Raw genomic sequence first — 20,628 nt, forward strand, 5'->3', positions numbered from 1 at the left:
GACGCCCTGGCCCGGGCGCTGCCGGGCTGCGGCCTGATCGCCTGGTCGACGACCGGTCCCGGTCAGCGGCGGCGCAGCAGCTCGTAGGCCGCGACCGCCCCGGCCGAGGCCACGTTCAGCGACTCCACACCGCCGAACATGGGCAGCGACAGGATGCCGTCGCAGCGCTCCCGGACGGCGTCGGTGAGGCCGTCGGTCTCGTTGCCGAGCACGAGCGCCACCCGGGGCGGCAGGTCGGCGTCGAGCAGCGACCCGCCGCCCGCGTCCAGCCCGAACACCGAGAACCCGGCGCCGTGCATCAGGTCGACGCCCTCGGCGGCGGTGGCGCAGCGCAGCACCGGCGCGGAGAACGCCACCCCGGCCGACGCCTTGATCACCAGCGGGTCGATCGCGGGCACCCCGCGCCGGGGGAGCAGCACGCCGTCCAGCCCGGCGGCGGTCGCGCTGCGCAGCAGCATGCCGACGTTCGACGGGTTCGTGACGGCGTCGAGCACCAGCACCGACGCCGGCCGCCTGGTGCCGAGATCGGACAGGAACACGCCGAGCGGTGCCATCCGCGGGGCGACGACGTCGGCGAGCACGCCCTGGTCGTGCCGGCCGTTGCCGGCGAGCACCTTCACCCGCTGTGCCGACGCCCGCTGCACCGGCACCCCGCGCCGGCGCGCGGCGGCGGTGATCTCGCGCTCCCCGCCGCCGCGGACCGAGTCGGCGAGGATCACCTTGTCCACCGCCAGACCGTCGTCGGCGAGCGCCTCGAGGACCGGTTTGCGGCCGTAGACGGTGATGAACCGGTCCTTCGGCGACACGGCCGGCGCGGCGGACTCGGACGGGGTGGACGGGACGGGGTCGGTCACGACGGCCAGAGTCCCACGCGCACGTAGGATCTCGACCATGCCGTCCCGGCTCTCCGCACTCGACGCCTCCTTCCTCTACATCGAGGAGGCGACCACGCCGATGCACGTCGGCGGCGTCTCGGTGTTCGACCGCCCGCGTGACGGCCTGGACTACGACCGGCTGGTCGAGCTGATCGAGCAGCGGCTGGCGCTGGTGCCCCGGTTCCGGCAGAAGGTCCGGCACGTGCCCGGCAACCTCGCCCGGCCGGTCTGGGTGGACGATCCCGAGTTCGACATCGCCTACCACGTGCGGCGCTCCGCGCTGCCCCGGCCGGGCAGCGAGGACCAGCTCACCGACCTGGTCGGGCGGCTGATGTCCCGGCCGCTGGACCACTCGCGGCCACTGTGGGAGATGTACCTGATCGAGGGCCTCGCGCCGGCCTCGACCGGCCGCGGCAGCGGGAAGGACGGCCGGGTCGCGATCCTCACCAAGACCCACCAGGCGATGGTCGACGGGATCTCCGCGATCGACATCGGACAGGTGATCCTGGACGTCTCCGCCGAGCCCCGCGAGACGCCGGACGAGCTGTGGATGCCGCGGCCGGAGCCGAGCGACGGCCAGCTGGTGCTGGACGCGATCGGCGAGGCCGTCACCCGGCCGACCGAGATCGTGGACAACGTCCGGGCGGCCACCGGGGACGCGCTGGCCACCGTCGGCAAGCTCGGCCGGGCCGCCGGCAAGGTGCTGACGATGGCGCGCACGGCGGGCCGCCGCGCGCCGGGGCTCCCGCTGAACGCCGAGATCTCCACCCAGCGGCGGTTCGCGCTGGCCCGCACCGACCTGGAGGACTACCGCAAGGTGCGGGCCGCCTACGGCTGCGACGTGAACGACGTCGTGCTGGCCGTGATCTCGGGCGCGCTGCGCACCTGGCTGATGTCGCGCGGCGAGCCGGTCGGCGGGTCGTCGTCGGTGCGGGCGCTGGTCCCGCTGTCGGTGCGCGGGGAGGGCGACGTGCCCAGCTCGGCGACCGGCGGCTCGCTGGGCAACCGGGTGGCGTCGTTCCTGGTGGACCTCCCGGTGGGCGAGCCGAGCCCGCTGGTGCGGCTGCACCAGGTGACCCACCAGATGCGCGAGCACACCGACACCGGCGACGCCGTCGGCGCGGACACGCTCGTCCGGATCGGCGGGTTCGCCCCGCCGACCCTGCACGCGGTCGGGGCGCGCGCCGCCAGCGGCATGTCCCGGCACTTCTTCAACCTGGTCGTCACGAACGTCCCCGGCCCGCAGTTCCCGCTGTACGCGGCCGGTGCCCGGATGCTGGAGATGTTCCCGGTGGTGCCGCTGGCCAAGGGCCAGGCCGTCTCCATCGGGCTCACCAGCTACGACGGCGGCGTCTACTACGGACTCAACGGCGACCGGGACGCGATGGGGGACATCGACGTGCTCGCCGGGATGGTGAACGAGTCGCTCGAGGAGCTCCTCGACACCCTGCGGCAGTAGCGAGAAAGGACCCACCCGTGCGGATCTACCTCCCCGCGACCTGGCCGATGCTGGCCCGGACCGTGTCCACCGGCACCTTCGAGCCGCTCGGCGGGACCGGGTTCGCGCTGACCCCGAAGCTGCGCGAGTCCTACGTGACCGGCGACGACGAGGAGCTGGAGTACGCCGCGCTCAGCGAGGCCGCGCGGGCGTCGCTGCGGCTGCTCGCCGTCGAGTTCGGGCTCGGCGAGGACGGCACCCCGCCGCGCCGGGTGGTCGTCGCCGCCGACACCGACGACGTCACCTTGCGGCCCGATCTCGACGACGGCGCGGTCCGGGTGACCGGCCCGGTCCCGGTGGCGAAGATCGCCGCCGTGCACGTCGACCTTCCGGAGGCCGAGCACGCCGTCCGCGAGGCCGCGGGTGCGGTCGACAAGGCCGATCTCGGCGACCTGGACGCCGAGTTCCTGGTCGGTGAGGCGGAGGACTTCGAGCTCGCCTGGTACGACGGGTCCGAGCTGCCGTTCCTGGTCGAGCTGGGCTGATCCGCGCCGGCGACCGGCGCTCAGCCCCGCACCGGTGGCTCGATCGTGATCGGGCTGCCCCAGTCGCGGTAGCGCAGCAGCAGGTCCAGGGTGCCGGCGTCGGGCAGCTGCTGGCGCAGCCGCGCCCGCAGCGGGCGCCGGTCGGCGTCCAGCCAGATCTCGGTGCTGATCCGGGTCACCCCGGCCTGCTGCTGCGCGGTGAGCGCCGCGAGGAGGTCCGGCTCGGTCTCCACCGCGATCGCCCGGACCAGGTCGACGACCAGGGTGTAGTGCACGACGGGGACACCGTCGACGTCGGTGTCCCGGGCGTCGGCGACCAGCACCGCCTCCGGGTAGCGGGCGATCGCGGCCAGCGGATCGGCGCCGGCGGCGACGTTCGCGGCGAGGGTGGCGTCCGCGACCTGCTCCGGCGCGATCGGCCCGATCCCGGGCTCCACCCAGTCCGCGGCGCCCTGCGGGTGCAGCCAGGTGCGCTCGCCGATCCGGACGACGCCGGTGGTGCCGGGCGGGGCGCCCTCCGGCCCGGACCGCAGGTCCAGGCGCACCGCGGGCGCACCGCCCTCCGGGGCGAAGCGGACCGCGCCCTCGCCGGTGACCGGGACCGGCCCGGCCCGGTCGGTCAGGGTCCCGGCGACGGCCAGCGCGGCGCCGCCGTCGGACCGGGTGCGGGCACCGACGTCGGCGATCAGCGGCGCCGGGTCGTAGTACTTCGGCAGTGTGCTGCCGGTGGCCGGCGGCGGGGTGGAGCCCGTCGAGCCGGGCCAGGCGCACCCGGTCAGCCCTCCGGTGAGCAGCGCGACGCCGAGCATGACGGCGCCGAGCAACAGTGCCGCTCGCCGTTCCGGCACGTCGCCTCCGCCCCCTGATCATCAGCCCTGGTCGAGCAGCGCCACGAGGATGCGGCGCAACGCGTCGAGTCTGCCTCCGCCGAGCGATCCGGCGGCGACCAGGTCGTCCAGTGCGCACTCCGGATCGGCGGGCGGCCCGAGGTGCCCGCAGCCGCGCGGGCAGTCGTCGATCGCCGCGGCGAGGTCGCCGAACGCGGCGACCACGTCGTCCGGCCCGACGTGCGCCAGCCCGAACGAGCGGATCCCCGGCGTGTCGACGACCCAGCCGTCGGCGTGCGGGAAGGCCAGCGCCGCGGTGGTGGTGTGCCGCCCCTTGCCGACCCCGGACACCCGGCCGATGGCCTGGTCGGCGGCCGGGACCATCGCGTTCACCAGGGTGGACTTGCCGACGCCGGAGTGCCCGACCAGCGCGCACAACCGACCGGTCAGCGCGGACCGCAGGTCCTCCAGGCCGGCCGGCGGGCCGTCCGCGGACCGTCCGGTGACGACCAGCGGCACCCCGAGCTCGCGGTACTGCGCGGCGAACGGCTCCGGATCGGTCAGATCGGACTTGGTCAGGCACAGCACCGGCTCCAGCCCGCCGGCGTAGGCGGCGACCAGGCAGCGGTCGACGAACCCGGTGCGCGGCGGCGGATCGGCCACCGCGGTGACGACGATCAACCGCTGCGCGTTCGCGACGACGACCCGCTCGTAGGGGTCGTTGTCGTCGGCGGTGCGGCGCAGCACCGTGTCCCGGTCGGCGACCCGCACGATCCGGGCGAGCGTGTCCGGCTCCCCGGACAGGTCCCCGACCAGGTCCACCCGGTCCCCGACGACGACCGGCGTGCGGCCCAGCTCGCGGGCCCGCATCGCGACCACCGGCGGCCGCTCCGGATCGGAGTCCGGGGCACACGTCCAGCGGCCGCGGTCGACCGCGGTGACCATCGCCCGGGACGCGTCGGCGTGCGCGGGGCGCCGCTTGCTGCGCGGGCGGGACCCGCGCCGGCCCGGGCGGACCCGGACGTCGGACTCGTCGAGCCGGTCGTGGCTGGGCACCCTCAGCGCCCCTCGGCGATCCCGAGCAGCGCCGACCAGCGGCCGGGGAAGTCCGGGATCGTCTTGTCGGTGCAGCCGATGTCGTCCACCGCGACGCCCGGCACCACCAGCCCGATGATCGCGCCCGCGGTCGCCATCCGGTGGTCGGCGTAGGCGCCCCACGGCCGGTCCGGCCGCCCGGCCAGCGGCTTCGGGTCGATCACCAGGCCGTCGTCGGTCTCGGTGACCGAGCCGCCGAGCGCGGTGATCTCGGTGGCGAGCGCGGCGAGCCGGTCGGTCTCGTGGCCGCGCAGGTGCCCGATGCCGCGCAGCCGGGACACCCCGCCGGCCAGCGCGGCGACCGCGGCGACGGTGGGGGCCAGCTCGCCGGCGTCGCGCAGGTCGACGTCGATCCCGGACAGCCGGTCCGGGCCGGTGACGGTGAGCCCGTCCGGTCCGGTCGCGATCCGGGCGCCGAACCGTTCCAGCACCGGCAGTACGTGCGCGCCGGGCTGGGTGCTCCCGGCCGGCCAGCCGCGCACCGTCACCCGGCCGCCGGTCACGGCGGCCGCCGCCAGGAACACCGCGGCGTTCGACAGGTCCGGCTCGATCGCCCAGTCCCGCACCGCGATCGGGCCGGGTTCCACCCGCCAGCTGTCCGGCTCGTCGTCGTGCACGGTGACGCCGGCCGTCCGCAGCATGTCGACGGTCATCGCGATGTGCGGCAGCGACGGCACCGGCGGGCCGGCGTGCCGGACCGTCACCCCGCGCTCGAACAGGGCGCCGGAGAGCAGCAGCCCGGACACGAACTGGGACGACGCCGACGCGTCGATCGTGACCTCGCCGCCGTGGGCCGGCCGGTCGCCGTCGAGCCGGAACGGCAGCGCGTCCCCCTCGATCCGGGCGCCGAGGGTGCGCAGCGCGTCGAGCACGGTGCCCATCGGGCGTTCCCGGGCGCGCGGGTCGCCGTCGAACCGCACCGCGCCGCGCGCGGTCGCGGCGGCCGGCGGGACGAACCGCATGACCGTCCCGGCCAGCCCGCAGTCGACCTCCGCCGGGAACTCGGGCGTGCCGCCGCGCAGCCCGCCGTGCGCGCCGGTCCGCACCGTGTCGCCCTCGGTGGTGACGGGCACGCCGAGCGCGGTCAGCGCGCCGGTCATCAGGGTGGTGTCGCGGGTCGGCGGGGCGCCGTCGACCCGGCAGACGCCGCCGGAGAGCCCGGCGAGCAGCAGCGCCCGGTTGGTGACCGACTTCGAACCGGGCACCGAGACGGTGCCGGTCACCGGGGCGGCGGGCGTGGGTGCGGACCAAGAGCTCACGGTCCCATCTTTCCCCACGTGGAAGGATGGGACGCATGTGCGGCCGTTACGCCTCCACGAAGGCCCCCGCCGACCTGGCCGACGAGTTCCACGCCGTGGACGCCACGGCGGAGTCGTCGCAGCGGCCGGACTACAACATCGCGCCGACCAAGGACATCATCGTCGTCGTGCAGCGGCACCCGCGCGACGACGACGGCGAGCCCGATCCGGCCGTCACCGAGCGGTCGCTGCGCACCGTCCGGTGGGGCCTGGTGCCGTTCTGGGCGAAGGACCCCTCGGCGGGCGCCCGGATGGTGAACGCCCGCTCCGAGACGGTCGCCGAGAAGCCTGCGTTCCGCCGCGCCGTCGCCTCCCGGCGCTGCCTGTTCCCGGCCGACGGCTGGTACGAGTGGCAGCGCCGGGACGCCGTGCCGAAGGCGGAGGGCGGTTCGGGCAAGCCGACCAAGCAGCCCTACTTCACCGGCTACGCCGACGGCGCGACCCTGGCGATGGCCGGGATCTGGGAGTTCTGGCGCCCGAAGCCGGACGCCGGCGGCGAGCTCCTCGAGAAGTACCCGGACGGCCTGGTGACCGCCTGCGTGCTCACCACCGAGGCAGTCGGCCCGCTCGCCCAGGTGCACGACCGGATGCCGCTGGTGCTCGCCCCCGGCGACTGGGACGCCTGGCTGGACCCGGACGCCGCGGCGGCCGACGGGCGGGTCGCCGCGCTGCTCACCCCGCCCACCCCGGAGCTGGTCGCGACGCTGGCGATCCGGCCGGTGTCGTCGCAGGTCAACAGCGTCCGCAACAACGGCCCCGAGCTGCTGGCGGAGCTGCCCGCCGACCAGGTGCGGGAGCCGATCCAGCTCGACCTGCTCTCGTGAGCGGGACCATCGAGGAGATCGACACCCCGCGCGGCGCGGCCCGGGTGACCCGGCATCCGGCGGCGTCCGGCGCGCCGCGCGGGCTGCTGCTGCTCGGGCACGGTGCCGGCGGCGGCGTCGACGCACCCGACCTGGTGGCCGCGACCGGCGCGGCCACCGGCGCCGGGTTCGACGTCGGGCTGGTCGAGCAGCCCTACCGGGTGGCGGGCCGGCGCGCCCCGGCCCCGGCCGGGCACCTCGACGAGGCGTGGCTGGCGGTCGCCGCCGCGGTCCGCGGCGACCTGCCGCTGGTCCAGGGCGGGCGCAGCTCCGGCGCCCGGGTGGCCTGCCGCACCGCCGCGGCCACCGGCGCGGCCGCCGTGCTGTGCCTGGCTTTCCCGCTGCACCCGCCGGGCAGGCCCGAGCGGACCCGGCTGCCCGAGCTGGCCGGTGCCGGGGTGCCGGTGCTCGTCGTGCAGGGCCGCAGCGACCGGTTCGGGATCCCGGACAAGGGGCCCGGCCGCCGGGTGGTGCTGCTCGACGGAGACCACCGCCTGAACAAGGACCCGGCCGGGTTGGCCGCGGCGGTCCGCGACTGGCTGGTCGGCACCCTCGGCTGACCGGTCTCCCGGCTCAGGACACGAGCAGCCACAATCCGCTCACCATCAGCATCCCGGTCCAGCTGAGGGCGGTCATCATCACCGTCCAGGTGCGCAGGCCGTCGGCGACCGACAGGCCGAGCAGGCGGGTGACGATCCAGAACCCGGAGTCGTTGACGTGGGACAACGACGACGCGCCACAGCCGATCGCCAGCACGATGAGCACGACCTGCAGGCTCGTGAAGTCCCCGGCGGCCACGGTCGACTGCACCAGGCCGGCGGCGGCCAGCGTGGCGACGGTCGCCGAGCCCTGGGCCACCCGGAAGATCGTGGCGAGCAGGAACGCGAGCAGCAGGACCGGCACGCCGGACTCGACGAGCACGCCGGAGACGCTGTCGCCGATCTCGCTCTCGGAGAGCACCTCGGCGAACACCCCACCGGCGCCCGTGACGAAGACGACGATGGCGGCGGGGGCCAGTGCGGCGTTCATCAGCGAGCCGAGCCGGTCCATCGACCAGCCGTGCCGCACGCCCAGCACGAGACTGCTGAGGACGACGGCGAGCAGCAGCGCGAATGCCGGGGAACCGACCAGTGAGGTGACACCGTGCAGCGTCGATCCGTCCTCCAGCGCCAGCTCGCTGATCGTGCCGATCGCGATCAGGACGACCGGGACCAGGATCATCGCGGCGACCGTGAACGGTGCCGGTCCGCCGTCGGACCCGGGTGCGGTGTCCGCGTCGTCGGTGTCGCCACCCGGGTCGCCGTCCGACCGGGCGGATCCGGCCCCGGCCGACTCGTCGAACCGTCGCTGGACATCGGCGTCCACCCGGAACTCGCGGCCGGCGAACATCAGCCGTCCGACGTAGTAGGCCTGCACACCGAGTGGCACGGCGATCAGGAGACCGACGAGCACGACCAGGCCGATGTCGGCGCCGACCAGGGTCGCGCCCCCGGTGATCCCGGGATGCGGCGGGACGAGGCCGTGGATCAGGGCCATGATCCCGCCGACCGGGACGCCGACGACGACCGGAGTAACGTGTCCGGCCGCCTTGGCGAAGCTGAACAGGATGGGCAGCAGGATGATGTAGGCGACGTCGAAGAAGATCGGGATGACGACGATCGAGGAGACGACGATCAGCGCCGGCCCCACCCGCTCCGGACCGAGCCGCCGGGTGAAGCGCTCGGCGAGGACCCGGGCGCCCCCGGTCTTCTCCACGACGGCGCCGAGCATCGCTCCCAACCCGACCAGGAGCGCGACGTTGCCGAGCGTGCTGCCCATGCCCTCGATGACGGTGGGCATGATGTCGGCCGGGGACATCCCGCCGGCGAGCGCGGTCGCGACGGCGACGATCAGCAGCGCCAGGAAGGCCGGGACCTTCAGCCAGATGATCAGTGCGAGGAGCAGCGCGACCGCCGCGATCGCGATACCGATGAGGGCGACGACGCTCATGATGGTGGCGTGTCCTTCCGTTCGTCGTCGAGCGGAGTGGTCGCCGTGCAGCGAACCGGTCGGACGCTGACCGATGGTGACGGCATGCGCCACCATCGTGCGTCCCCGTCACCGAGGCTCGTCGATATCAACGACCCTGTCAATCAATCGGATGATCCCGCTGGTCCGTTCGGCGTCTCGAAGGCTGGCCGTGGATGACGGGGCTGCGCCGGTCCAGTGCCGGGGGGACGTCCGCCGGGTGCAGCGGCGCCGACAGGTACCAGCCCTGGCCGGTGTCACAGCCCAGCGACCGCAGCCGGGCCGCCTGCTCGGCGGTCTCCACCGACTCGGCGACCACCTCCAGCCCGAGGCCGTGCGCGAGCTCGATCATCGCCGACAGCACGACCGGGCTGTCCAGGTCGCGGCCGGGATGCCGGTCCGCCCGGGCCGGCATCGGGCCCTTCGCCGAGACGAACGACCCGGCGAGCTTCAGCACGTCGACCGGAAGCCGGTGCAGGTAGGCCAGGTTCGAGTAGCCGGTGCCGAAGTCGTCGATCGCGATCCGCACGCCGAGCCGGGACAGCTCCTCCAGGGCCGCGATCGGCCGCCCGCCCGCGGACATCAGGTCGCTCTCGGTCAGCTCCAGCTGCAGCGCCCTGGCCGGCCACCCGGTCTCGCCGAGGATCTCCACGATCCGCCGCACGGCGTCGTCCTGGCGGAGCTGGCGGCCTGCCACGTTGACGCTGAGCACGAACCGGCGCGCCGGATCGGCGTCGGCCCAGGCGCGGGCCTCGGAGCAGGCCCGGCGCAGTAGGTACAGGCCGAGCGGGACGATCAGGCCGGTCTGCTCGGCCAGCGGGATGAACAGGTCCGGCCCCAGCTTCTCGCCGTCGGCCGCCCGCCACCGGGCCAGCGCCTCGACCCCGGTCACCCGGCCGTCGGCGAACGACACCAGCGGCTGGTACTCCAGGTCGAACTCGCCGCGCTCCAGCGCGCCGGGCATCCGGCCGGCCAGCTCGAACAGGTGCACGTCGTGCCGGTGCCGCTGCGGGTCGAAGGCGGCGATCCGGTCCCGCCCGTCGCGCTTGGCCCAGTACATGGTGGTGTCCGCGGCCTGCATCAGCGCGGCGGCGCCGTCGTCGCGCGGGGCGGGATCGCCGTCGCAGGCCGGCACCGGCCAGGACACGACGCCGATGCTGGCGGACACCACGATCTCGCGGCCGCGCAGCGACACCGGCCGCCGGACGGTCTCCAGCGCCTGCTGGGCGACCGCGGTCAGCTGCTCCGGGCCGGTGCACTGCTCGATGAGCACGACGAACTCGTCGCCGCCCATCCGGGCGACGGTGTGCCCGAGGCTCCCGAGCTCGGCCTGCATGCGGTGCGCGACGGCGGTGAGCAGCTGGTCGCCCGCGTCGTGCCCGAGGGTGTCGTTGACCGCCTTGAAGCCGTCCAGGTCCAGGTAGCAGACGCCGACGGTGGCGCCGCCGGGGTCCAGCGCCTCCAGCGCGGTGGTGAGCCTGCTGAAGAACAGCGCCCGGTTCGGCAGCCCGGTAGCGGATCGTGCTCGGCCTGGTGTAGCAGCCGGGACTGCAGCAGGTGCCGCTCGGTGACGTCGGCGACCATCGCGACCAGGTAGCGCGGGGCGCCGTCCCGGTCCCGGATCAGCGAGACGACCAGCTCGGTCCAGACCTGCCGCCCGTCCTTGCCGAAGTACGCCTTCTCCATCCGGACGTGGCCGACCCGGCCGGCCAGCATGGCCTGGATCTTCGGCCACATCTCGGGGGTGTCCTCGGGATGGATGAACTCGAAGACCGAGCGCCCGACGATCTCGTCCGGCGGGTACCCGAGCATCTCGGCGAGCGCCCGGTTCGCCTCCAGGATCTGCCCGCCCGCGTCGGACACGCTGATCCCGAGCACCGCGTGCTCGAACACCGCGCCGTAGCGGGCCTCCGAGCGCCACCGGGCGTCCTCCGCGGCGCCGCGGGCGGCGAACGCGGCTGCGCTGATCCGCTCCTGCTCGGTGCGGGTCCGCTGCTGCAGGGTGCGCGCGTAGCCCGCGGACAGCGCGCCGACCGCGGCGGTGAAGCGGCGCAGTCGGACCGGATCGGCGATCCGGTCGGCGAAGTGGGTGGCCAGCACGTCCAGCGAGCAGCGCAGCGCCGCCGTGTCGGTCAGGTGCGCGGCGATCAGCTCGGCGCCGATCTCCCGGGCGGTCTCGATCTCGGCCCGCCCGTCGACGACGGCGGCGATCCAGTAGGCGGCACCGGCCAGCACGGAGCGCAGCTCGGCCCGCCCGGCCGAGACGAACCCACGGGCGTGGATCGCGGCGACCCAGGCGTCGGTCAGCCGCTCCACGCCCGGGTCGGGCCGGACCTCGCCCGTGCCCGCCGGTGCGGCATCGCCCACGTCCGCCTCCTGTCCTGCATGTCGTGTCGCCGGTCGGGCGACCTCAGCGGCGTGCCACGCCGGCCAGCCCCGGATAGCGCTGGACCTCCGGCCCGACCGGGGACTCCGGCCGCCACAACGGGATCCGGACGACGCCGGGGTCCAGCAGCTCCAGGTCGCCGAACAGCGCGGTGAGCTCCTCGGTGGAGCGCATCCGCATCGCATTGGGCGAGCGGTCCCGGTTGTAGATGCTCTGCGCCTCGTCCGCGCCCGCGTGCCCGCCCTCCGCGGTCGCGTGGCTGATCACCAGGTAGCTGCCCGGGGGTGCCGCGCCCAGGTAGGTGCGCACGAGCTCGGCCGGGCGGGCCTCGTCGGGCACGAAGTGCAGCACCGACACCAGCAGCACCGCGATCGGCCGGGAGAAGTCGAGGTGCGAGCGGGTCAGCGGGTTGTCCAGCACCTTGGCCGGGTCGGTCAGGTCGGCGGCGAGCACCTCGGTGCGGTCGTCGTCGCCGAGCAGGGCCCGGCTGTGCACCACCGCGATCGGGTCGTTGTCGACGTAGAGCACCCGGGCGTCCGGGATCTCGGCGGCCGCGATCTCGTGCACGTTGCCCGCGGTCGGGATGCCCGAGCCGAGATCGAGGAACTGGGTCACCCCCTGCGCGCACAGGTGGCGCACGGCCCGGCGCAGGAACGCCCGGTTCGCCTGGGCGACCGACGCCATCTCCGGCAGCACGCCGAGGATCTGCTCGGCGAACCGCCGGTCGGCCTCGAAGTTGTGCGAGCCACCGAGGTAGTAGTCGTAGACCCGGGCGACGCTGGGACGGTTCATGTCCACCTCGTCGGGTGCCCACGCCGGCCGGTCCATTCTGTGCTCCCCGCAACGGATTCGACGTCTTTCGACCAAGGGGAACCCTACTGGCCGGACGGCGCCCTGAGGGGGTACGCGCCGCTCAGTACAGCGCGATCGTGGCGACAGTGGCCCCGGTGAGTGACACCAGGTCGTCCGGGGCGAGCTCGATCTCCAGCCCGCGCCGGCCGCCGGAGCAGTAGATCGTGCCGAACCCGGCCGCCGACGCGTCGAGCACGGTGGGCAGGCGCCTGCGCTGGCCGAGCGGCGAGATCCCGCCCGCCACGTAGCCGGTGGTCCGCTCGGCGTCGGCGATCTCTGCCATCGCCGCCCGCTTGCCGCCCACCGCCGCGGCCAGCGCCTTCAGGTCGAGCTGCGCCGACACCGGCACGATCCCGACCGTCATGGCGCCGTCGACGACCGCGACGAGCGTCTTGAACACCCGGTCCGGGTCCTGGCCCATCGCCCGGGCCGCCCCCGGGCCGTACCCGGTCTCCCGGTCGTCGTGGGTGTAGCTGTGCACCCGGTGCGTGATCCCGCGTCGCACCAGCAACGCCGTCGCCGGGGTGCCCCTGCCCGCCATGTCCGCCCGACCTCCCGCACTCGCCGACGGCCCCGCCCGCCGCGGCCGTCGCGGGCAACCTACGGGAATGCCGTTCCGGCGCGTGACGTTCCCGGTGGTGTGACGACAGCAGTGATGGAGGCCCCCCGGGCGTCCGAGGCCGGACGGAACCGGTGGGGACGCGTACCCTCCGACACGACCGCCGCGCCGGTGACCCGCACCGGCGCGCGGTCCGTGTCACTGGAGAGGGGACCCTTGTCAGAACAGCCGGATCGGTCCGGGAACGAGCCGGTCGAGGAGGTCGGCACCGCCGATGCCGAGGGCAACCGGGCGCCGGAGGACGAGACGGTCGAGGAGCGCACCGCCCGCTTCGAGCGGGACGCGATGCCGCTGCTGGACCAGCTCTACGGTGCCGCGCTGCGGATGACCCGGAACCCGGCCGACGCCGAGGACCTGGTGCAGGAGACGTTCCTGAAGGCGTACTCGGCCTTCGGCTCGTTCCGCCGCGGGACGAACCTGAAGGCCTGGCTGTACCGGATCCTGACCAACACCTACATCAACGGGTACCGCAAGCGTCAGCGCCAGCCGCTGCAGGCGCCGACCGACGAGATCACGGACTACCAGCTGGCCCAGGCGGGCGAGCACACGTCCACCGGCCTGCGCTCGGCCGAGGTCGAGGCGATGGACGCGCTGCCCGATGACGACGTGAAGGAGGCCCTCTCGGCGCTGCCGGAGGACTTCCGGATGGCCGTGTACCTCGCCGACGTCGAGGGGTTCGCCTACAAGGAGATCGCCGAGATCATGGGCACCCCGATCGGCACCGTGATGTCCCGGCTGCACCGGGGCAGGCGCCAGCTGCGGGACATGCTGACCGATGTCGCCCGCGACCGCGGTTTCGTGCGCGGGGCGGGCAGCCAGGAGGTGACGGCGTCGTGAGCGCCGAGGAGGTTCCCGCCGAGCGCAACCCGCTGGCCGGTGACACCGCAGGCTGCAGCGAGGTGCTCGCGGAGGTGTGGCTGTTCCTGGACCGCGAGTGCGACCAGGAGCGCAGGCGGCTGCTGCAGCACCATCTCGACGAGTGCGCGCCCTGCCTGGCCGAGTACGGCATCGACGAGAAGCTGAAGGCCCTGCTGGCCCGCAAGTGCGGCGGGGAGTCGGCGCCGGAGGCCCTGAAGGACCGGCTCCGCACCCAGATCCGCTCGGCGGTGCTGGAGCAGGCGCAGGTGCGGGTCGAGTCCGGCCAGGAGGGCACCAGCGTCTCGGTGTCCCGGCGGCGCACGGAGTACCGGCGCGAGGGCTGAGCGCGGCGTGAGCACAGCACGCACGACAGCACGCACGAAGGGCGGGTACCGGGACCGGTACCCGCCCTTCGCACGTTCGGACGGCGACTCAGGTGTTCGGCTTCTTGCCGTGGTTCGCCTTCTTCTTGCCGCGGTCGCGGCGCTTGCGGGCACGCTTCGACATGATCGGCCCTCCTCTCCTCAGGGGTCACGGTTCCGCGGCGGTGCCGCGGGAGCTCGTGGCCGTGATTCTCGCATGTGGTGGGATGGGCGACCGTGACCACGCTCAGCCAGCTGCTCGCCGAGCACACGACGATGGACGGCGAGACCGCCGACCACCTCCAGCGGGTGGTGGGGGAGTGGCAGCTGCTCGCCGACATGTCGTTCGCCGACTTCCTGCTGTGGGTGCCGCTGGACGACCTGCACGCGGCCACCGACTTCACCGCCGAGGGATCGTCGCGGACGTCCACCGCCCAGTTCCTGTGCGTGGCCCAGGCCCGGCCGACCACCGCGCCCACCGCGCACCCGGACGACGTCGTCGGCCGCCGGGCCGCCCCGGTGGAGGTCGGCCAGCTGCGCCGGGCGGTGCTGGAGGGCCGCATCTGCCGGGACGACGACCCGCGCTGGCACCTGGAGGTGCCGGTGCGCCGGGAGACCATCCCGGTCCGCTACCACGGCCGCACCGTCGCGGTGTTGTCCCGGGACACGAACCTGTCGACCCCCCGGGTGCCCTCCCCGCTGGAGATCGCCTACCTGGGCAGCGCGTCGGACCTGTGCCAGATGATCGTGGACGGCACCTTCCCGCCGCAGTCCGGGCCGCCCGGCAGCGCGGAGGGCAGCCCGCGCGCCGGTGACGGCCTGGTCCGGCTGGACGCGCACGGCAACGTCGCCTACGCCAGCCCCAACGCGCTGTCGGCGTACCACCGGATGGGCCACGCCAGCGACGTCGCCGGGGCCGACCTGACCGCGGTGACCAGGGCGCTGGTGCTCGACCCGTTCGACGCCAAGGACGTCGCCGCCCGGATCGCCGACGCGCTGGCCGGCATCCCGTCGAGCCGGATGGAGATCAAGGGCAGGCGGGCGACGATGCTGGTCCGCGCGCTGCCGCTGCGCCCGCGCGGTGACGCCGCCGGTGCGCTGGTGCTGGTCCGCGACGTCACCGACCTGCGTCGCCGGGACGCGGCGCTGATGTCCAAGGACGCCACCATCCGGGAGATCCACCACCGGGTGAAGAACAACCTGCAGACCGTCGCGGCGCTGCTCCGGCTGCAGGCCCGGCGCAGCGAGCACCCGGAGGCCAGCCGGGCGCTCGAGGAGTCGGTCCGCCGGGTCACCTCGATCGCGCTGGTGCACGAGGCGCTGGCCTACTCGGTGGCCGAGGTCGTCGAGCTCGACGAACTGCTGCCGAAGGTGCTGCCCGCCATCCGGGACGGCGCGACCACCGAGTCGCGAGCCCGGGTCCGGGTGGACGCCGGGTTCGGCGCGCTGCCCGCGGGCAAGGCCACCCCGCTGGTGCTGGTGCTGGCCGAGCTGGTGCACAACGCGCTGGCGCACGCCTACGACCCGGGCGTCGCCGGTGAGGTGGTGGTCAGTCCGCGACGGTCGGCGAGCCGGCTCGAGGTGTCGGTGGCCGACGACGGGCACGGGATGCCCGCCGACTTCGACTTCGAGCAGTCGAAGGGCCTGGGCCTGCAGATCGTGCGCACGCTGCTGAGTTCGGAGCTGGAGGCGACGATCACCGTCTCCGCGCGGAACGGCGGCGGGACGGTGGCGCTGATCCGGCTGCCGCTGGGTGGCGGCTGAGCGGCGGCACGTCCGGGCCCGGTGGTCGCAACGGTCGCGGGCCGGATCGTCCCCGGGCGGTCGGTCCGGTGCGCCGGGTGACCGCATCGGTCACTGCGGGTGACCCGGGGCGTGAGCGGGCCCGCTGGCGGCACCGGATACCCTCGACCCGTGGCCGTTGATCCCGGTGCCGTGGTCGCGCCGGCACCGTGGTGGACAGGTCACGCGGGGTGGCAGATCACCCCGAACGCACCTCGGGCCCGTGGCCGGTGGCGTCCGGCTACGGGCCCGAGGTCGGGGAGCTACTTCTCTACTTCTTCGACCCGTGCGATCAGGCGGTGCGGGCGCGCGGGCGGGTGCTGCGCCGCTTCAGGGCGCGCCGCTCGTCCTCGCTCATGCCGCCCCAGACACCCGCGTCCTGCCCGGACTCGAGAGCCCACTGCAGGCACGACTCGGTGACCGGGCAACGCCGGCACACGCTCTTCGCTTCGGCGATCTGCATCAGGGCGGGGCCGCTGGTGCCGACGGGGAAGAAGAGCTCCGGGTCCTCGTCGCGGCAGATCGCGTCGTGACGCCAGTCCATGATTGCTTTCTCCTCTGGTGCGCGATCGGGGTCGCGCCGATCGTCATCTGTTACGTCCGTGTTCGGAGCTTGTGAATACTTTCACGAGCTCCGGCGGTCCTCAACGGGAAACTGCTCATCGGATACGTGAGTGGCCTCATAGCCGCTCGCGCACGACAGACCTGTGCCCCGAACTTTTCAGCCGCGGGCCGGTTCCTGAGAACCAGTGTCCCTGTCCGACACGGAAACGGCCACCCGAATCCCGTGTAGTACCCGACACCCCCCTGGCGGCGTTGCCCGGGGCCTCCCGCTTGCGTAGGGACCACCTTGGATCACCGGTTTGGGCTGGTGTAAGCCCCAACGGGACCGACGGTCCGCTCACATCGGTGAATGGCGGGGTTGCTCACTCCGGCGTGTGAGAGCGCCCGCACGGGGCGCGACGAACTGCCCGTCTCACACGACGACGCGTAACGCTCCCGGCACGCTCAGGAATTCCACGTCGGTCCGCTCGCCCAGGTGGTCGCCGTCCAGCTGCAGCGCCAGCGGCCGATCGGAGGTGATCCTGACCTGGGGGACGGCGTCGTGGCGCACGACGTGCCTGCCGTGCGGGTCACCGTCGGCAGCCAGCATCTGACGCAGCGTCGTCGCGATCGTCCTGGGCCCCAGGCCGGTCAGCGCGAACAGCCCGAGCCCGCTGCCGAACGACGAGCGGGGGTTCGTCCGGACCGCGCGGCCCGACAGGTAGGTCCACGGGTCGGTGTTCGAGACGAACGCCAGCCGCACCCCGCCCAGCGGCGCGGCCCCCGGGATCTGCACCGTCATCGACGGCGGCCGGTGCAGCTGGGCCAGGTACTGCCCGATCGCGGTGATCGCGTACCGGCCGGGGCTGGCCTCGTACCCCTGCGCCCTGGCCCGCTCGACGGCGGCGACCACCTCGGCGTCCCAGCCCATGCCCGCGTTGAAGGTGAACCACCGGTCGTCGGCGTGGCCGAGGCCGACCAGCCTGCGCCGCCGGGCGGCGAGCGCGGTCAGCACGTGGCCGGTCGCCTCGACCGGGTCGCGCGGCATCTCCAGGGCGCGGGCGAACACGTTCGCCGAGCCGCCGGGCACCACGGCCAGCATCGCGGTGGCGTCCGGGTCCGGCCGGGGCGGGCCGCTCCCGGTGCCGGTCTGCGCGGCGAGCAGCCCGTTGACGACCTCGTTGACCGTGCCGTCGCCGCCGAGCGCCACCACCAGCTCGACCCCGTCGGCGACGGCCGCCGCGGTGGCCTCCGCGGCGTGCCCCCGGTAGCGGGTCTGCAGCACGTCCAGCTTGAGTTCGCTGGCCAGCGCCTTGGTCAGCACGTCCCGGCCGGCCGCCGTCGTCGACGTGGCCTGCGGGTTGACCACGAGCAGCGCGCGCACGGGCCGACTGTAACGACCACCGCCGCCCGGCGGGTCCGGGCGGGTGCGTGCTGCCTATCCTCGGAGCCGTGGCCGAGGAGCAGCGCAACGACGTCCCCGCCGCGCCGCGCGTGCCGGAGAACGTGAAGGTGTCCGGCCTGCTGGTGGCCGTGCAGGGCGTGGTCGGCGTGGTGGTGGCCGTCGTGCTGGGCCTGCGGGCGTTCGAGGCGGGTGGCCCCCGGCTGTACTATGGCCTCGCCGAGTCCGGGATCTTCCTGCTGATGGGCGGCGCCGTCGTCGGCATCGGCTACGGCCTGGTCCGCGGCCTGCACGGCTGCCGCACCCCGGCGATCGTGGTGCAGCTGCTGCTGCTGCCGGTCGTCTACAGCCTGCTCGGGCCGTCCCGGCAGCTGTTATGGGGCATCGTCTGCGGGCTGTACGTGGTGCTCACCTTCATGCTGCTGATCAGCGAGCAGTCCAAGCGCTGGGCGCTCGGCGAGGACGAGCCCGGTTCCTAGCCGGCCCGGCCGGCGAGCGCCGCGAGCGGGCCGCCGGTGAGCCGGTAGGTCGTCCAGCCGTCGTTCGGCCCGGCGCCGATCGCGTGGTAGAAGCCGATCGCCGGTTCGTTCCAGTCCAGGACGTTCCACTCCAGCCTGGCCCAGCCGCGCCGGGTGCACTCCGCAGCCAGCGCGGCGAGCAGCCGCAGGCCGTGCCCCTCGCCGCGGTGCGCCGGGCGGACGTAGAGGTCCTCCAGGTGCATCCCGGCGACCCCCTCCCAGGTGGAGAAGGTGCGGAACCAGATCGCGGTGCCGACCACCGCGCCGTCGGCGGTGGTGGCGACCAGCGCGGCGGCCGACGGGTCCGGGCCGAACAGCGCGGCGTGCAGCCGGTCGTCGGTGAGCCGGCACTCGTCGGCGGCCTTCTCGTACTCGGCGAGCTCGTGCACCAGCGCCACGACGGCCGCGACGTCGCCGGGCCCGGCCGCCCGGACCCCGCTCACCGCGGACCCCGGGTCGGGCGCTGGTTGACGTGGTCCAGCCGCGGGACGCCGCGCTCGAAGCCGAGGACCGTCACCCCGGCCGGGTCCATCGCCACGTGCACCCCGCCGGTGGCGGGGAGGCCGATCCAGCGCGCGGTCAGCACCCGCGAGAAGTGGCCGTGCCCGACCAGGACGACGTCGCCACCGTCGAGCAGGGTGCGCGCCTCGGCCAGCACGGCGTCGGCCCGCCGGCACACGTCGTCCGGCGTCTCGCCGCCCGGCCACGGGCCGTCCCAGATGGTCCAGCCGGGCAGCGTCTCGCGGATCTGCGGGGTGGTGCGGCCCTCGGCGTCGCCGTAGTCCCACTCGGCGAGCCGGTCGTCGATCGCGTCCACGGTGAGCCCGGCGAGCGCGGCCGTGTCCCGCGCGCGCGTGCGCGGGGAACAGAGGACCCGGGCCGGCGGCGCGGCGTGCCGGACCAGGGCCAGCGCGTCGCGCACCGCGCAGGCGGCGTCCCGGCCGTCGTCGGTGAGCCCGATGTCGGTCCGCCCGGTGTGCCGCCCGGTCCGGGACCACTCGGTCTCGCCGTGCCGGAGCAGCAGGATCCGGCCGCGGGGGTCGTCGTCGCTCACGATCGCCGACGCTACCCGGACGGCGGGTGCCCGCGGTCCTCCGCGAGTGGCCCCGGGTGGCGCCGGGTCACCCGGACGGGTCGGTGTCCCACCCGACCGGGTCGTCGGTCGTGGCGCCGGCCCGGCGCGGCCGGTCGGTCCGGTGAGATGGGGCCGGTCCCGTCCGTTCCCGAGGAGTGACATGTCGCAGCACCCCCGCCGGGCCGCCCGGCGGATCGCCGGGCTCGGCACCGCCGCCGGCCTGGTCCTCGCCGCCGCGTTCGGCGCGGCCGCCGCCGATCCGGGCGGCGCCGGTGCGGCTGCCGCGGTGCCGGCCGCTGCCGGTGTGGCTGCCGCGGTCCCGCTCGCCGCGGGCCCGGCGGTCGTTCTCCCGGCCGCGCAGTCCGCGCCGGCGGTTCCGGCGGTTCCGGCGGCGCAGCCGGCCGGCGCCGGGATCGGCCCGGGCGTGCAGATCGCCACCCCGGTGGCCGGCGGGGCTGAGCTGTGCACCGCCAACTTCCTCTACACCGCGGCCGGGGCGGCCGACGGGCAGCGCGACGACGACGGGCCGGTGCACCGACGCGTCCCGGCCGGGGCGCTCTACCTCGGCACGGCCGCGCACTGCATGGTGGCGGAGAGCGCGCGGTCCTCGGTCGACGGCTGCGTGGAGCCGGTGCAGCCGCACGGCACCGAGGTCGGGATCGTCGGCCGGGACGGCACCGTGCACAGCGGCCGGGTCGCCTACAACTCCTGGGCGGTGATGCAGGAGCGCGGGGAGCGCGACCCGCAGCTCTGCCTCTACAACGACTTCGCGCTGATCGAGCTCGGCCCGTCCGCCGCGGCGGTCGCCGACCCGACGGTGCCCGGCTTCGGCGGCCCGTCCGGGCTGAACGCGGCGGGCACCGCGGGCGGTGACCGGGTCTACAGCTACCAGCCGAACCAGGCCGCGCCGACGCCGTTCAAGCAGGGCGTGTCGTTCGGCAGGCCGGAGGGCCCGCGCACGCACGTCGTCGCCACGCTCCCGCCGGGCGTGCCGGGGGACTCCGGCGCCGGCTACCTCGACGCGCAGGGACGCGCGTTCGGGGTGCTGTCCAGCCTGATGCTGCCGACCGCGACGAACGGGGTCACCGACATCGCCCAGGCGCTCGGCTACGCCGCCGCGTTCGGCACGCTGGGGCCGGTCGAGCTGGTCCCGGGCACCGCCGGGTTCACCCCGCGCGGGATGCCGCTGACCGAGCTGCCCGCCGTCCCGGAGCGGCCGCTGCCCGAGGTGCGGCCGGTGCCGCTGCGCTGAACCGCCGGCGCCGTACGCGCGTCCTGTGCCC

General features: G+C 74.7%; 22 protein-coding genes and 1 pseudogene. 9 read left to right on the forward strand and 14 right to left on the reverse strand.

Annotation, left to right across the window (positions count from 1 at the left end; genetic code table 11):
• Positions 1–62: 62 nt before the first annotated feature.
• A complete protein-coding gene (locus ACVJO7_RS15510; protein WP_491673462.1) occupies positions 63–893 on the reverse strand; it encodes a TrmH family RNA methyltransferase in 831 nt (276 codons plus the stop codon).
• On the opposite strand from ACVJO7_RS15510, the gene ACVJO7_RS15515 reads away from it, so the two are divergent.
• Together ACVJO7_RS15515 and ACVJO7_RS15520 are read left to right on the forward strand one after the other, a co-directional pair.
• Entirely contained in the window at positions 892–2,334 is a 1,443-nt protein-coding gene (locus ACVJO7_RS15515; protein ID WP_491673463.1) for a WS/DGAT/MGAT family O-acyltransferase, read from the forward strand. The genes ACVJO7_RS15510 and ACVJO7_RS15515 overlap by 2 nt on opposite strands.
• Positions 2,335–2,351: 17 nt before the next feature.
• The gene (locus ACVJO7_RS15520) at positions 2,352–2,858 is read left to right on the forward strand and encodes a DUF6912 family protein (RefSeq protein ID WP_344029630.1); all 507 of its coding nucleotides are present in this window, start codon (positions 2,352–2,354) and stop codon (positions 2,856–2,858) included.
• Between the two features lie 20 nt (positions 2,859–2,878).
• On the opposite strand, the gene ACVJO7_RS15525 is transcribed toward ACVJO7_RS15520, so the two are convergent.
• From ACVJO7_RS15525 to aroA, 3 genes are read right to left on the reverse strand one after another with little or no spacing between them, the layout of a single operon-like run.
• Positions 2,879–3,706: an SCO4651 family lipoprotein gene (locus ACVJO7_RS15525; RefSeq protein ID WP_491673464.1), complete on the reverse strand. Its 828-nt coding sequence runs from the start codon at positions 3,704–3,706 to the stop codon at positions 2,879–2,881.
• 21 nt (positions 3,707–3,727) lie between these two features.
• Positions 3,728–4,741, reverse strand: coding sequence for a ribosome small subunit-dependent GTPase A (gene rsgA, locus ACVJO7_RS15530; RefSeq protein WP_491673465.1), 1,014 nt, complete (start codon positions 4,739–4,741; stop codon positions 3,728–3,730).
• Positions 4,742–4,743: 2 nt separating this feature from the next.
• Positions 4,744–6,039, reverse strand: coding sequence for a 3-phosphoshikimate 1-carboxyvinyltransferase (gene aroA, locus ACVJO7_RS15535; RefSeq protein WP_491673466.1), 1,296 nt, complete (start codon positions 6,037–6,039; stop codon positions 4,744–4,746).
• Between the two features lie 35 nt (positions 6,040–6,074).
• Between aroA and ACVJO7_RS15540 the strand changes: the two genes are divergently transcribed.
• Both ACVJO7_RS15540 and ACVJO7_RS15545 read left to right on the forward strand, forming a co-directional pair.
• Positions 6,075–6,902 carry an SOS response-associated peptidase gene (locus tag ACVJO7_RS15540; protein WP_491673467.1) on the forward strand — a complete coding sequence of 276 codons (828 nt, stop codon included), beginning with the start codon at positions 6,075–6,077 and terminating at the stop codon, positions 6,900–6,902.
• Positions 6,899–7,501, forward strand: a complete 603-nt coding sequence (locus ACVJO7_RS15545; RefSeq protein ID WP_491673468.1) for an alpha/beta hydrolase family protein — start codon at positions 6,899–6,901, stop codon at positions 7,499–7,501. The genes ACVJO7_RS15540 and ACVJO7_RS15545 overlap by 4 nt, the downstream gene beginning before the upstream one ends.
• Positions 7,502–7,514: 13 nt before the next feature.
• On the opposite strand, the gene ACVJO7_RS15550 is transcribed toward ACVJO7_RS15545, so the two are convergent.
• From ACVJO7_RS15550 to ybaK, 5 genes and pseudogenes are all read right to left on the reverse strand, one after another.
• Complete coding sequence (locus ACVJO7_RS15550) at positions 7,515–8,930, reverse strand: GntT/GntP/DsdX family permease (RefSeq protein ID WP_491673469.1); 1,416 nt, start codon at positions 8,928–8,930, stop codon at positions 7,515–7,517.
• Between the two features lie 139 nt (positions 8,931–9,069).
• Complete coding sequence (locus ACVJO7_RS15555; protein WP_491673625.1) at positions 9,070–10,596, reverse strand: putative bifunctional diguanylate cyclase/phosphodiesterase; 1,527 nt, start codon at positions 10,594–10,596, stop codon at positions 9,070–9,072.
• Positions 10,500–11,315: pseudogene (locus ACVJO7_RS15560) on the reverse strand (PAS domain S-box protein); the annotation flags it as partial. The pseudogene ACVJO7_RS15560 and the gene ACVJO7_RS15555, both read right to left, overlap by 97 nt.
• Positions 11,316–11,358: 43 nt before the next feature.
• Positions 11,359–12,162 carry an SAM-dependent methyltransferase gene (locus tag ACVJO7_RS15565; RefSeq protein ID WP_491673470.1) on the reverse strand — a complete coding sequence of 268 codons (804 nt, stop codon included), beginning with the start codon at positions 12,160–12,162 and terminating at the stop codon, positions 11,359–11,361.
• Between the two features lie 85 nt (positions 12,163–12,247).
• Positions 12,248–12,727 (reverse strand): Cys-tRNA(Pro) deacylase, encoded by a 480-nt coding sequence (gene ybaK, locus ACVJO7_RS15570; protein ID WP_491673471.1) that lies wholly within the window; start codon positions 12,725–12,727, stop codon positions 12,248–12,250.
• Positions 12,728–12,961: 234 nt separating this feature from the next.
• Between ybaK and ACVJO7_RS15575 the strand changes: the two genes are divergently transcribed.
• A complete protein-coding gene (locus tag ACVJO7_RS15575; RefSeq protein ID WP_491673472.1) occupies positions 12,962–13,642 on the forward strand; it encodes a sigma-70 family RNA polymerase sigma factor in 681 nt (226 codons plus the stop codon).
• A complete protein-coding gene (gene rsrA / locus ACVJO7_RS15580; RefSeq protein WP_491673473.1) occupies positions 13,639–14,007 on the forward strand; it encodes a mycothiol system anti-sigma-R factor in 369 nt (122 codons plus the stop codon). Before ACVJO7_RS15575 ends, rsrA begins: the two co-directional genes overlap by 4 nt.
• An 88-nt stretch (positions 14,008–14,095) precedes the next feature.
• Here the strand turns inward: rsrA and ACVJO7_RS15585 are convergent, their stop codons facing one another.
• Entirely contained in the window at positions 14,096–14,170 is a 75-nt protein-coding gene (locus ACVJO7_RS15585) for a 50S ribosomal protein bL37 (protein ID WP_372447449.1), read from the reverse strand.
• Positions 14,171–14,262: 92 nt separating this feature from the next.
• On the opposite strand from ACVJO7_RS15585, the gene ACVJO7_RS15590 reads away from it, so the two are divergent.
• The gene (locus tag ACVJO7_RS15590) at positions 14,263–15,789 is read left to right on the forward strand and encodes a sensor histidine kinase (RefSeq protein WP_491673474.1); all 1,527 of its coding nucleotides are present in this window, start codon (positions 14,263–14,265) and stop codon (positions 15,787–15,789) included.
• 310 nt (positions 15,790–16,099) lie between these two features.
• Here ACVJO7_RS15590 and ACVJO7_RS15595 read toward each other — a convergent pair whose 3' ends face one another.
• On the reverse strand, positions 16,100–16,351 hold the full coding sequence (locus ACVJO7_RS15595) for a WhiB family transcriptional regulator (protein ID WP_043277332.1): 252 nt from the start codon (positions 16,349–16,351) through the stop codon (positions 16,100–16,102).
• 432 nt (positions 16,352–16,783) lie between these two features.
• Positions 16,784–17,734, reverse strand: a complete 951-nt coding sequence (locus ACVJO7_RS15600; RefSeq protein ID WP_344029664.1) for a diacylglycerol/lipid kinase family protein — start codon at positions 17,732–17,734, stop codon at positions 16,784–16,786.
• 68 nt (positions 17,735–17,802) lie between these two features.
• Here ACVJO7_RS15600 and ACVJO7_RS15605 point away from each other — a divergent pair, with 68 nt between their 5' ends.
• Positions 17,803–18,231 (forward strand): hypothetical protein, encoded by a 429-nt coding sequence (locus ACVJO7_RS15605; protein WP_344029666.1) that lies wholly within the window; start codon positions 17,803–17,805, stop codon positions 18,229–18,231.
• On the opposite strand, the gene ACVJO7_RS15610 is transcribed toward ACVJO7_RS15605, so the two are convergent.
• Positions 18,228–18,713 (reverse strand): GNAT family N-acetyltransferase, encoded by a 486-nt coding sequence (locus ACVJO7_RS15610; protein ID WP_491673475.1) that lies wholly within the window; start codon positions 18,711–18,713, stop codon positions 18,228–18,230. The two genes, ACVJO7_RS15605 and ACVJO7_RS15610, sit on opposite strands and share 4 nt — an antisense overlap.
• The gene (locus ACVJO7_RS15615; protein ID WP_491673626.1) at positions 18,710–19,327 is read right to left on the reverse strand and encodes a histidine phosphatase family protein; all 618 of its coding nucleotides are present in this window, start codon (positions 19,325–19,327) and stop codon (positions 18,710–18,712) included. The genes ACVJO7_RS15610 and ACVJO7_RS15615 overlap by 4 nt, the downstream gene beginning before the upstream one ends.
• Positions 19,328–19,505: 178 nt before the next feature.
• Here ACVJO7_RS15615 and ACVJO7_RS15620 point away from each other — a divergent pair, with 178 nt between their 5' ends.
• Complete coding sequence (locus tag ACVJO7_RS15620; RefSeq protein WP_491673476.1) at positions 19,506–20,597, forward strand: serine protease; 1,092 nt, start codon at positions 19,506–19,508, stop codon at positions 20,595–20,597.
• Positions 20,598–20,628 lie beyond the last annotated feature (31 nt).

This window comes from Pseudonocardia sp. DxW (genome assembly GCF_058448985.1).

Bases quoted from the DNA above. Each gene is read 5' to 3' on its own strand.
- ACVJO7_RS15515 (WP_491673463.1), top strand. From the start codon at position 892: ATGCCGTCCCGGCTCTCCGCACTCGACGCCTCCTTCCTCTACATCGAG.
- ACVJO7_RS15510 (WP_491673462.1), bottom strand. From the start codon at position 893: ATGGTCGAGATCCTACGTGCGCGTGGGACTCTGGCCGTCGTGACCGAC.
- ACVJO7_RS15540 (WP_491673467.1), top strand. From the start codon at position 6,075: ATGTGCGGCCGTTACGCCTCCACGAAGGCCCCCGCCGACCTGGCCGAC.
- ACVJO7_RS15550 (WP_491673469.1), bottom strand. From the start codon at position 8,930: ATGAGCGTCGTCGCCCTCATCGGTATCGCGATCGCGGCGGTCGCGCTG.
- ACVJO7_RS15565 (WP_491673470.1), bottom strand. From the start codon at position 12,162: ATGGACCGGCCGGCGTGGGCACCCGACGAGGTGGACATGAACCGTCCC.
- ybaK (WP_491673471.1), bottom strand. From the start codon at position 12,727: ATGGCGGGCAGGGGCACCCCGGCGACGGCGTTGCTGGTGCGACGCGGG.
- ACVJO7_RS15595 (WP_043277332.1), bottom strand. From the start codon at position 16,351: ATGGACTGGCGTCACGACGCGATCTGCCGCGACGAGGACCCGGAGCTC.
- ACVJO7_RS15620 (WP_491673476.1), top strand. From the start codon at position 19,506: ATGTCGCAGCACCCCCGCCGGGCCGCCCGGCGGATCGCCGGGCTCGGC.